Consider the following 11,688-nt stretch of genomic DNA (forward strand, 5'->3'; position numbering starts at 1 on the left):
CAGCCAGTTCACCAGATCGGGCGGATTCTCATAAACCCGCGTCGGGAAATTGTTCGAACCCACCGACAAGGAAGCCATATCCGGCTTCAACGATAACATGCCTCCGCGCTCCAGCCCGGCCCCTGACCTTCCCCCGGTCGAAAACTGAATAATCATCCCCGGACAATGGGTCTCCAGGCCTTCCTTCAAAGCAGCGAACTTCTCAGGGTCTGAACTTGGCGTCTCATCCGCGTTGCGCACATGTGCGTGGCAAATACTCGCCCCCGCCTCGAACGCCGCATGCGTGCTTTCAACCTGTTCAGAAACCGTGATCGGTACCGCAGGGTTCGCGGCCTTGGTCGGCAATGACCCCGTGATCGCGACGCAGATGATGCAAGGTTTGCCCATAATGTCCCTCAAATATCAAAGAAGATGGTCTCAATCGGACCCTGAATGTGAATGTCGAACCGATAAATCCCAGCGCCCTCTTTTCGGGCCAGCAACGTCGACACACGTGCCTGATGTTCGATACGCGCAAGGATCGGATCCGCAGCATTGGCCGCACTTTCGTCCTCGAAATACGCCCGCGTCTGAAGGCCTATATTGATCCCCCGCGCCACGATCCACACCGTTATATGAGGCGCCTGCATCCGCCCGTCGGGCATTGGAACCGCACCTGGCTTTACCGTCTCAAAGGTATACTCGCCGGTCTCCATATCGCCTGGAGACCGTCCCCACCCGGTAAAATTCGGATCAGCCTTCCCCCGCACCTCGTTGGCCGAGGGAAACAAACCCGCCGCATCCGGTTGCCATATTTCGATCATCGCATCGCGCATCGGCGCACCCATCCCGTCAAAGACCGTACCCTTAATCGTGATCTCCTCACCCTGCACCGGACCGGTTTTCATCGATGTGCCAAGATCGCCGCCATACATCTCGATGCCGGTAAAATTCGGCATGCACCCAATATGTACATACGGGCCCGCTGTCTGGCTTGGGCTTTCCTTCAGATACTCAGTTTTCTGCACCATTTATCAAAGTCCCTCTTTGCGGTTCTCGAAGTAGGTCTGGCGCCGCCCACGCAGCACAATGTCAAACTTGTACGCTCGGCTGTCCATTGGCACCGTGCGCTGCATATCCAGCGGAGCAACCAACGCATCAAGCGCCTCCTGGCTTTTTAACACTCCGACAATCGGACATAGCGGAATAAGCGGATCCCCCTCGAAATACATCTGTGTGATCAGCCGTTGCGCAAACCCGTGCCCAAAGACGCTGAAGTGAATATGGGCAGGCCGCCAGTCGTTTGGCCCATTGGGCCAAGGATAGGGTCCGGGCTGTATAGTGCGGAACTCGTAGCTGCCATCCTCACCCGTAATCGTGCGCCCACAGCCGCCAAAGTTCGGATCCAAAGCCGCCTGATACGCCTCTTTCTTGTGGCGATATCTCCCCCCCGCATTGGCCTGCCAAAACTCCAACAGCGCCCCCGGCACGGACCGGCCCATCTCGTCCAACACGCGCCCATGCACAATGATCCGTGGCCCGATCGCGGTCTCCCCCGGTTGGGCGAAATTCACGATCAGATCGTTATCCAACTCACCGATCAGACCCTGCCCAAACACCGGCGAGGTTTCTTCGCTTAACGTTGTCGGAAATGACAAAAGGGCTGCCGTCGGGCTGCGCTTCACCGAAGTCTTATAGGCGGGCGTGTAGGCATCCGGCTGTTGATCCCGGTCACGTCGCACAAACCCGCCGGTCTGTTTGATAAGGCTCATAAAGCAACTCCCATCTTGTCGTAGGTCTGTTTGGCGAGCTTAATCGCATGATTGGCTTTAGGTACGCCCGCATAAACGGCTACATGCATAAACGCCTGCAACACATCCTGCGGGCTGGCTCCGGTGTTGGCACTGGCGCGGATATGCATCGGTATCTCGTCGAAATTCCCCGTCGCCGCCAAAAGCGCCAGCGTCAGCATCGACCGCTCGCGACGCGAGATCGTATCATCCGCCCAAAGCGTGCCCCAGGCCCCTTCGGTGATCATCTCTTGAAACGGCGCATCAAATGCCACCTTGTCCGCTTCGACCTTATCAACATGGGCGTCACCAAGAACCGCGCGTCGCACCCTCATGCCGTCATCAGATCGGCTCATGGCAGTCTCCTCTTCAGTATGGCAAGCCCACATAATTTTCGGCCATCGCAGTTTGCGCTGCTTTGTTCGACCGCAAGAATTCTAATTCAGCAATTTGCATCTTCAGATCAAAATCCGACTGACCCGGATAACGATGCATCACCGACGAGAACCACCAGGAAAACCGCTCGGCCTTCCAGACACGCGCCAAGGCGGTCGCGGAATATCCATCTATACCAACCTCAGACCCGTTTTCATAAAAGTCCCGCAACGCATTATAAAGATAATGCACATCAGACGCCGCCGTGTTCAGGCCCTTGGCACCGGTCGGCGGTACAATATGCGCCGCATCCCCGCATAGGCACAACCGCCCCCAGCGCATCGGCTCGGTCACAAACGACCGAAGCGGAGCAATGGATTTCTCAATCGACGGTCCCGTTATCAGTTTGTCCGCTTGATCTTTCGGGATCCGACGTTTCAACTCAGCCCAAAACGCGTCATCCGTCCAGTCTTCAACGCAGTCGTCCAACGAACACTGGATATAATAGCGGCTCAGGTTCTCGTTGCGCATCGAACACAACGCGAAGCCGCGCGCCGAATTGGCATAGATCAACTCGTGATTGACCGGTGGAGTCTCGCTTAAAACGCCAAGCCAACCAAAGGGATAAACCTTTTCGTATTCGCGCCGCACATCGTCAGGAATGGTCTTGCGGCTCACCCCGTGAAATCCGTCACAGCCTGCCACGAAATCACACTCAATCCGCCGCGCTTCGCCATCGACTGTATAGGTCACCTGCGGTGCATCGCTGTCTGCGCCACGAATAACCACGTCCTCGACGCTAAACTCGATCCGCCCACCTGCAGCCTCGCGCGCCGCGTAAAGATCGCGCGTCACTTCGGTTTGCCCGTAAACCATCACCGGCGTGCCGGTGTGCTCGGAAAAATCGATCCGAAACATCTCGTCGCCGTAAGAAATCAAGGCGCCGTCATGGATGAAGCCCTCAGCGTGCATCCGGTTCGCACAGCCAGCTTCCTCCATCAAAGCCACAAGCCCTTGCTCAAGCACCCCCGCCCGGATACGGCCCAGCACATAATCCTTAGTCTTACGCTCGACCACGACGCTGTCGATCCCACGAACGTGTAAAAGCTGCGAAAGCAAAAGCCCCGAAGGTCCGCCGCCTATGATTGCAACTTGCGTCCGCATCGTTCGTTAAACCCTTGTAATCTTTAGTCTGGTCTTCAATTCCGTCCGGCAAAACGCATGCAAAAAGCACGTCTGCTCGGACACATCCAACATATCCTGCGCCACTGCATCAGCCTCGCTCGTTACCAGATGCACATGGGTTTCAACCGGGTCCGCTTCGCCCGCGCGTCCCGTTCCGCCCGACGCCCCACCAAGACTGAAATGCGTGTCCTGCACGATCGAATAGGACAGTAAGTCCAACTTCTCCATCGACGCCATCCGGCCAAACTGCGTCATAAAACAAAACGCAATTCCCGCCGAAATGTAACTCACCGCATCTGGCGCGCGCCCCATTCCACCCGCCGCCGGAGCCTCCTCGCTTAAAAAGCGGAAAACCGACCCTCGCGGGCTATAAAGATGCTGCTCGATCTCTTTGATGCCATCGGCGCGCAGCGTGCAGATCGCCGCCGGATTAAGCGTGCGATCCTGTTCGTCTGTCAGGCTTGACGCGGCCTTCGCAGTGCCCTTTTGCACCGCCTTTTCAGGCGAGATCCCAAGGCGCTCAATCAAGGTCAAATCCGTCTCGCCAGCTTCCGGCGCCGCGCCCTTTGGATCACCCACAGCCGGACCTTCCAACTTCACTGCATTGGCAGGGTCAATCTCGACGCCGTTTTTCGACAGCGTAAAATAACTTGGTAAAACGCCCCGCATCAAACCGTTCAGCGGCGAGGCATGCACGGCGTCCATCACCAACTGGTTCAGCGCAGCATCATCAAGATCGCACTCCACCTCGACCTCAAGCTCCACCGGCAACGCCCCACCCGTCATAGTGCGTTTACGCATCGAACCCCTCATCGTATAATAATTGTTCTGTATAATCCGCAACTTACGAAATTCAAGACCCTGTTCAGCCGCCAAAGCCGTGATCTCGTTCATATAGCTCGAAATCATTCCCGTGGTCAGAAACGACAACGGACAAGGTGCTGCGTCATACCCGCTTAGATACGCGCCCTCGTCCGAAACCAACCGCCACATCAATCCCGAACGGGCCGACACTACCAACGCTTCTTTTTGAAACCCCGACAACGATCGCACCCAGGTACGCACCGCATCGCCCTTGCGGTTCGCAGGCGCCAAAAGACCCGTCGCATCCGCATTGGTCACGCGATAAAACGGCGCACCCCCGCTTTCAGCAATGATATTTTCCCCAAGTGCCATCACGTCCCCCCATTCGTCTCACCCGGCGGCGTCCCATGCGTGTGGAACGTCTCAATTGTCTTCAAACCCCAGGCCTGACCCTTCTTACGCTCGGTCTCAGTCCAGGTGATCGTCTCCCAATCGGGCTGCAAAATCAGCCGCGCACCAGCGTTTGCCAACTCCACCCGATTGCCCGCAGGCTCCCAGACATACAGGAAAAACGTGCCCTGAATGCCATGCTTGTGCGGCCCGGTTTCGATATGAACGCCGTTTTCCAGAAAGATATCCGCCGCCCGTAAAATGTCCTCGCGCTGATCCGCGGCATAGGTCACGTGATGCAGCCGGTTCGCGCCCTTCCCGTGTTCTTCGGTGCAGGCCAGATCGTAAGTTTTGTTGTTGATCGTGAACCAACAGCCTCCAAGGCGACCGTTATCAAGCCGGATCTGCTCCGTCACACGGCTGCCCAGACAGGTCTGCATAAAATCGCGAAACTCGGTCACGTCCGAGGCCAGTAAGTTCAGATGATCCAAACGCCGCGGGCACGCACCAACGCCGTGAAACCGGCTCGACATGTTTTTCAATGCAGGCACATCGTCGCCCGTCGCCTCGAATTTCCGCGTTTCCCAGTAAATCTCGAAAACATGCCCGAACGGGTCCTCAAACCGAAACGCCCGGCCGTGGCCCGCGTCACCGTCCACCCAGCCGTGCACGCTGTACCCCGACGCCTCAATCGCCGCGACCCGGCGCGCCAGGGCCGCCTCGGACGACACCCGATAGCCGATGTGCCCGACCCCGGTCGTCTCGGACGCCGTCAGCTTCAGCGTATGGAATTCATAGTCGTCCCACGCCCGCAAATACGCACAGTCACCCTCGCGCGCCGACAGCTTCAAACCGTAAACACGGGTGAAGAAATCGAGGCTTTCCTCGAACTTATCGGTCAGAACCTCAACGTGGCCCAGATGTGCGATATCAAAACACGGCTCACCCATGGCGCCCTTACCCAAACATCGTTGTGGGCAGGAACAGCGCGATCTGCGGAAACATCACAAGGATGATCAACGCCACCAGCATCATCAGCCAAAATAGCGCCACGCCCGAAAAAATCTCGCCCAAAGACACCTTCGGCGCGATGGATTTCACGATGAACACGTTCAAGCCGACAGGCGGCGAAATCAGTCCCATCTCCAATGCCAGAACAACCAGAACACCGAACCAGATCGGATCAATGCCCTCGGCGACTATGATTGGAAAAAAGATCGGAAGCGTCAGGACAAGCATCGCAAACCCTTCCAGAAAACACCCGAGAATGATGTAAATCAGAAGGATCAACAGCAACACGCCGGTCGCTGATAAATCCAGCCCATCCATGAAACCGCCCACGGCGGTCGGTATATGGCTTAGCGCCAGAAACGGGTTGATCAGATGCGCCGCGATCAAGATCAGCATGACCGTTGCCGTCGTCACGACGGAATCTTTGGCCGCCTTCCAAAGCGCCACAATCGGCAGCGCACGCGTTACAAACCCGATCAGAATAACCGCGCTTGCCCCAACGGCCGCTGCCTCGACGGGTGAAAACAAACCACCGTAAATGCCTCCGATGGTTAGCACAATCACCGCCACAATCGGCCCCGCCCGCGATACCGCACGCAGCTTCTCTCTCAGACCAGTCTTTGGCCCCGCAGGCCCGTATTCCGGCCTAATGTAGCAAAGCACCGTTACCGCCAGCACAAACAACGACACAAGCAACAGCCCCGGAAATACGCCTGCCAAAAACAGCCGCCCGATGGATTGCTCGGTCAAAATTGCATAGATTACAAAGCCCGTAGACGGCGGGATCAAAATCCCCAACGTACCGCCCGCCGCGACCACTCCGGTCGACAGGCGCGGGTCGTATTTGTAACGCTCCATCTCGCCCAAGGCGACCTTGCCCATCGTCAAAGCCGACGCGACTGACGAGCCCGACAATGCCGCGAACCCACCGCAACCAATGACAGTCGCCGAGGCCAAACCACCCCGCACCGAACCGATCACCGCATAGGCCGCGTCGTACAATTGTCGGCTCATTCCCGTGATCGAGGCCACGTTGCCCATCAAAATGAACAAGGGGATCACAACCAGTTCGGGCGAGGACCCCAAAGTAAACGCCTCCGACGCCAAAAGAGACGTCGCCGCGTTTAACCCGTTCAACGCCCAGATGCCGAAAAAGCCGACGATGAACATCGCGAACGCGACAGGGATGCGCAGAACCAAAAGCCCAAACAGAACGATAATTCCGAAAATACCCGCCGAAGCCGCGCTCATGCGTCCTTCTCCGAGCGAATGTCGCGCCCTGTCAGGGCAAGTTCAACCGCGCGCAGTGCAAGGCCTAACGCCGCCAACAGCATGAAGGCGACCATCGCCCATTGAAACCACGCTTTGGGCAGGTACAAAAGGTTGGTCGACAGGTTCAGCATCACAGAAAGCTGTGAGGAATCCCAAGTGGCCCAGGCAAGAGCGGCAAAGATCGCCGCCCCAAAAATCGCAACCACGATGTCGATCAGGTAATTCAATTTTGCCGGGAAAAAGCGCTCGAAAAGATCAACGGCGATATGCCCGCCAAGCCGGTCACACTGCGCCATCGGAGCAAAAATCATCACAGTCATCGCCATCATGGTGATGTCCTGACCGCCATAAAGCGGATTGCCAAAAGCGCGCCCCACCACATCAAGCAGAACGACACCGACCACGCAAAGAAGCGCAGCCGAGCCGATCGCGGCGGACAGGCCGATAAGCCTGTCCGCCAGTTTACGCAATTGATCCAAATGCTTACTGCTGCATTGCGGCCAATGCCGCATCGCCGCCCACACTGGCCACATAATCCGATGTCACTGAAGAAACCGCTTCAGTGAAGGCTTGGATTTCTTCTGCTGTCAGATCGACAAAGGTGTTCTTGTCATCCTTGCGCGCCCGCGCAACACCGATCACGCCGGTCTCGTTCCACGCGGTCTCGGCATTGTTTGACAAATCGCGCCCGACATTGGCCTCAAGCGCCGCTTTCGCCTCGTCCGACAGCACGTCATATGAGCTTTGGCCCATGACCGCGAAGAACGACAAACGCCCAAGCGGTGCACCGATGGTAAACGCATCCGCGACCTCGTCCAGTTTGAAGTCATCCAAAGTCGATGACCCTGTAAACACGCCATCAATCAGACCGGTCTGAAGTGCGTTGTAGACTTGATTGATCGGCATCTGCACCGGGGTCGCCCCAAGTGCCTCGGCCACCTTGCCAGCCGTCGCGCCCGCTACGCGGATTTTCAGACCTTCCAGATCGCCGGGCGTGCGGATCACCTTGTCACGCATGATCATCACGTTCGGCTCGGACGTCCAAAGCGCCACAGGCACCGTGCCGGGAAACTCTCCGCCAATCTCGGCCATCGCATCCCAAAGCGCATCGGCGCCCGATTTGCCCTCTGGCACCACGCCCGGCAGCTCGACAATCATCGCTTTCTCGAACTGTGAGGACGTATACCCCTGAAGCCCCCACGTGATGTCAGCCACGCCCTGAACGGCACGGATATACTGCTCGACCGGGCCTTTGCCCAACTCGCCCCCGTGATAGCCACGCACGGTCAAAGAGCCGCCTGTCGCAGCTGCCAAATCCGTATTCAGCTTTTCAATGACGGATGCATTCACCGTGTGAAATGGTGGTGTGAAATTCGCGAACTTCAACTCCTGTGCCACTGCCGGAAAGGCAGCAACAACAACCAGAGCCGCGCCCAGAAATGTTGATTTAAGTGTCATTTAAGTCCTCCCAAAAAATCGGACCGCGTCATTGGCGGCTCCGAAACCCTCAGACGACGTACCCCGGAAAAGGGACGCCGCCCAACTATCATTGCCTCAAGCCGACGTCGCACGCCAGCTATCGGATGCATACCCGCCCTCGCGGACTTCCTTCGCATAGGGCGTATCAGACACCCGCACGCGAATTTCGGCCTGACGGTGCTTTTCGGCAGACGTCTTTTGCGTCTCATCCGGTTCACCCCATTTAAGCGTCAGCACATCGCCAACCGTAACCGATTGGTCGACCACACCCAAAGACAACACACAGCGCTCGTTATAGCTATAGCCGTTGAACATCGACATGCCGACCTGTCTGTCGCCATGCATCACCATATCAGCAGAAGACGACGCATAGTTCGGCTGTGGGAAGTCGATCCACTTGTAAGGAATACCGTCGTCAAAGGCCGACGCAATAACTTTAAGAACGTCCTCTTTGTTCCACTCAAACGTCACTTTTTTCCGATTCGTGCCGCTTTCCTTCATCCGGGCGAGGGCCTCCTTGCCCACGAAGTCATCCTTCTTCCAGCCAATATAGAAATCATATCCAAGCTCGAACGGATTGACGTAGTAATCCTCGATATTGTCCGACACGTAACTTCCGCCAATCGCGCCTGCGGCCTCGTACATATCCGACCCCAGCCAATCGCGATATTCGGCCATCATGCCGTCGCCCGTGTAAATCCCAGGCAGCGGAGAGGGGATCCACCCGCTCTCAAGCGTGTTGGTCGAATAGGCCCGGCTGCCGCACTGAACCAGATCAACGCCCGCGGCGCGCGCGGCCTCCATAATCGTCGAATGGATGTAATTCTTGTCCTCGTAAGGGCCCCATATTTCCAGACCCGGCGCCCCCGACATGCCGTGGCGCAGCGCCTGCACTTTCTTCGAGCCAACATTGATCCAGTCCACATGGAAGAACTTAATGTCCTGCACCGGCCCGCCGTTCATCTTCTCGAAAATCTTCGGCGCGTCGGGGCCTTGGATCTGATAGCGATAATGGGTCCGCAAAACCCGCTCGCCTTCAGGGCGCGAGGTCGAGCGCGGATCATGCTTAATCCGTACGTTCCAATTGCCGGTCGCCGCACAAAACATCAGCCAATGCGACGTCGGCGCACGCCCTACCAGAATGAATTTGTCTTCCCGCTCGCGGAAAATGATGTGGTCGCCGATCACATGGCCATTGGGCGTCACCGGGACATAATGCTTGGCCCGGTTCAGACCGAAATTCGAAAACGAGTTAATTCCGTGATGGGATAAGAAAGCCTCCGCCTGAGGCCCCTCAACGATCAGCTCATCCATATGATGGCATTGGTCGAACAAAACTGCAGTGTGCCGCCAGGCTTCCTGCTCCACCCGCCAGTTGCGAAACTCCGGCGTTACAACCGGATAGACGTACATCCCGATCTGAGAATTTCTCAGCATTTCAACAGGGTTGGCGTGGGTCTTCATCACATCGGACAGGCTCGGCATCGTTGGTGTCTCCCTTGGAGTTAGTCAGGTGTTACAAGCGAAAGCCCCGGAACGCGTGTCGCGACCCCCGGTCCGGCTTTGGCAAAATGTTCAAGATTTTCGCGCGCAAGCCGTGCATGCTCGCGCGTCAGCGCTTCGGCCCGGGCACCGTCCCGCGCCCGGATCGCGGCAAGAATGGCCTTATGCTGCCACTGCGCCCGCGTCAGGGACGCTCGAAAATTCGGGATCAGCTCCTGTTCTTTCAGGAAAGAAGACGGCGACGCCAAAGGCAGCTGAACAACCCGCTCGATCTCGCGCTGAACGATCAAACTGCCTGCCATACGCGCCAAAAGGCTGTGAAACCCGGCATTCAGACGGACGTAGGCGTCCAGATCAATGCCGTCCGGCGCCGCAAGTGCAGTATCAATTTCTGCCAGCGTCCGTTCGGCTTCACCCATCATCAAAGGATCAGCCCCCCGCTCTGCCGCCATCCGCGCAGCCGTGCCCTCGATGACACCACGCAATTCTATCGCGTCGTTGATGTCGTCCACGGTAAAGCTGGCGACCCGCGCGCCGCCCGTCGCAATCCGCTCCAGCAGTCCTTCGGCCACGAGCCGGTCCATTGCTTGTCTCAGGGGAGTGCGGGAAATGCCAAGCCGTTCCGACAGAGCAACCTCGGGCAACCGCGTGTTCGCTTCGAACGCGCCGGTCATCACCAGTGTGCGAAGGCCCATCAGCGCCTTGTCGAACTGTGTCGACCGATCTCCCAAAGCCACCTCCCAACAGCTTACCGAGTGTAAGGGCTAGAATGTATACAGAAACCTGTCAATAGCACACATCTTGCCCTCTAACGACCGAGTTTACAACATTATGTATACATAAATGGAAATTCAGCGGAGTGCCTGCCAGCGCCCACTGCGTCAGCCATTCTCTACCAGAGCGAACGCCTGCGCCGATACAAAACCGACGTGGTACGGACGTCGCGAAATCGCCCCGAAAGCCTCTGAATTAACGAATAACGCTGAGACATTATCGGTTTCAGCTCACAGAGGAGTTTACCACCGACAAAAGTATTGTTAGTCGATCTTCGACGCATCCTTATACATCACCCGATGCCGCCGCGTTTTGATCCAGTCCTCAAGCTCCGCGTCGCTCATAAAGTGCTCGCAATTGTAGTGATCCCAATGCAGTATCTCCTCGGGCGGTCGCCGCCACCGCTTGTATGGGGCAGCAGCCGGAGGCCCGAACAGCATGATATCAAGTACCGAAATCTCCGGTGGAATTCCAAGCAATGGCCGGATCGCATCCTGCGCTTCTTCCTGCCCGATCGCCGTGACCCACCAGACGTTATACCCCAAAGCCGCCGCCGCTAGATGCGCCGACATGGTCGCGGCAGCAACCGACTGTAGCAGAATTCTCTCAGCGTTTTCATGGTAACTACGGTCCAAAGCTGAATCATCGTTCAGCACAGGAAACGCATTGGTCCATCGCATATCAGAACACACCACCACAAACCCCGGAGCCGTCGCCAGCCCGCGATAGTCAGGAGTCGGAAACTTCATCTTCGCCTTCGCCCTAAACCGCTGCTCTGCCACGAAATACTCAGCAATTTGTTGCTTCATCGCAGGCTCCCTCACCACGATGAATTGCCAAGGCTGTGAATTTGCACCCGAAGGCCCATGTCGCGCCGCTTCGATAATCATTTCATAGTGTTCAGTCGGAACTTTAAAGTCCGGATTAAACTTGCGAACCGTTACCCGATTGCGGATCACCTGCATCAAAGCATCGTATCGACTTCGATCCCCGATCTCTGGCAAATCCACTTCTGCTTCAGCGTCTTTCAGATCAACGGCGGGAGTCGTATCGGTCATCAGCGTCCTCCAAGACAATACTTAAACCCAGCAAACATCATCCGAACCCATCCGACAACAGCTTCATC

General features: G+C 56.9%; 13 protein-coding genes. All 13 read right to left on the reverse strand.

Annotation, left to right across the window (positions count from 1 at the left end; genetic code table 11):
* Positions 1-387 (reverse strand): 3-keto-5-aminohexanoate cleavage protein (locus Q1B15_RS00325; RefSeq protein ID WP_299748448.1); only part of this gene is annotated, 387 nt, incomplete at its 3' end.
* A gap of 8 nt (positions 388-395) precedes the next feature.
* Positions 396-1,010 carry a protocatechuate 3,4-dioxygenase subunit alpha gene (gene pcaG, locus Q1B15_RS00330; protein WP_299748451.1) on the reverse strand — a complete coding sequence of 205 codons (615 nt, stop codon included), beginning with the start codon at positions 1,008-1,010 and terminating at the stop codon, positions 396-398.
* A 3-nt stretch (positions 1,011-1,013) separates the two neighbouring features.
* The gene (pcaH, locus tag Q1B15_RS00335) at positions 1,014-1,751 is read right to left on the reverse strand and encodes a protocatechuate 3,4-dioxygenase subunit beta (protein WP_299748453.1); all 738 of its coding nucleotides are present in this window, start codon (positions 1,749-1,751) and stop codon (positions 1,014-1,016) included.
* A complete protein-coding gene (pcaC, locus tag Q1B15_RS00340) occupies positions 1,748-2,125 on the reverse strand; it encodes a 4-carboxymuconolactone decarboxylase (RefSeq protein ID WP_299748456.1) in 378 nt (125 codons plus the stop codon). The genes pcaH and pcaC overlap by 4 nt, the downstream gene beginning before the upstream one ends.
* A gap of 13 nt (positions 2,126-2,138) precedes the next feature.
* On the reverse strand, positions 2,139-3,308 hold the full coding sequence (gene pobA, locus Q1B15_RS00345; protein ID WP_299748459.1) for a 4-hydroxybenzoate 3-monooxygenase: 1,170 nt from the start codon (positions 3,306-3,308) through the stop codon (positions 2,139-2,141).
* Between the two features lie 6 nt (positions 3,309-3,314).
* Positions 3,315-4,505: an OsmC family protein gene (locus Q1B15_RS00350; protein ID WP_299748462.1), complete on the reverse strand. Its 1,191-nt coding sequence runs from the start codon at positions 4,503-4,505 to the stop codon at positions 3,315-3,317.
* Complete coding sequence (locus Q1B15_RS00355) at positions 4,505-5,473, reverse strand: VOC family protein (RefSeq protein ID WP_299748465.1); 969 nt, start codon at positions 5,471-5,473, stop codon at positions 4,505-4,507. The genes Q1B15_RS00350 and Q1B15_RS00355 overlap by 1 nt, the downstream gene beginning before the upstream one ends.
* 7 nt (positions 5,474-5,480) lie before the next feature.
* The gene (locus tag Q1B15_RS00360; protein ID WP_299748468.1) at positions 5,481-6,785 is read right to left on the reverse strand and encodes a TRAP transporter large permease; all 1,305 of its coding nucleotides are present in this window, start codon (positions 6,783-6,785) and stop codon (positions 5,481-5,483) included.
* Positions 6,782-7,285, reverse strand: coding sequence for a TRAP transporter small permease subunit (locus tag Q1B15_RS00365; protein ID WP_299748471.1), 504 nt, complete (start codon positions 7,283-7,285; stop codon positions 6,782-6,784). The genes Q1B15_RS00360 and Q1B15_RS00365 overlap by 4 nt, the downstream gene beginning before the upstream one ends.
* A 4-nt stretch (positions 7,286-7,289) precedes the next feature.
* Positions 7,290-8,264 (reverse strand): TRAP transporter substrate-binding protein, encoded by a 975-nt coding sequence (locus Q1B15_RS00370; RefSeq protein WP_299748474.1) that lies wholly within the window; start codon positions 8,262-8,264, stop codon positions 7,290-7,292.
* Between the two features lie 96 nt (positions 8,265-8,360).
* Complete coding sequence (locus Q1B15_RS00375) at positions 8,361-9,770, reverse strand: aminomethyltransferase family protein (RefSeq protein ID WP_299748476.1); 1,410 nt, start codon at positions 9,768-9,770, stop codon at positions 8,361-8,363.
* Between the two features lie 20 nt (positions 9,771-9,790).
* Positions 9,791-10,519, reverse strand: coding sequence for a GntR family transcriptional regulator (locus tag Q1B15_RS00380; RefSeq protein WP_299748479.1), 729 nt, complete (start codon positions 10,517-10,519; stop codon positions 9,791-9,793).
* Between the two features lie 306 nt (positions 10,520-10,825).
* Positions 10,826-11,620 carry a nitroreductase family protein gene (locus tag Q1B15_RS00385; protein ID WP_299748482.1) on the reverse strand — a complete coding sequence of 265 codons (795 nt, stop codon included), beginning with the start codon at positions 11,618-11,620 and terminating at the stop codon, positions 10,826-10,828.
* Positions 11,621-11,688 lie beyond the last annotated feature (68 nt).

The sequence above is a fragment of the uncultured Boseongicola sp. genome, assembly GCF_937988555.1.
GTDB lineage: Bacteria > Pseudomonadota > Alphaproteobacteria > Rhodobacterales > Rhodobacteraceae > Boseongicola.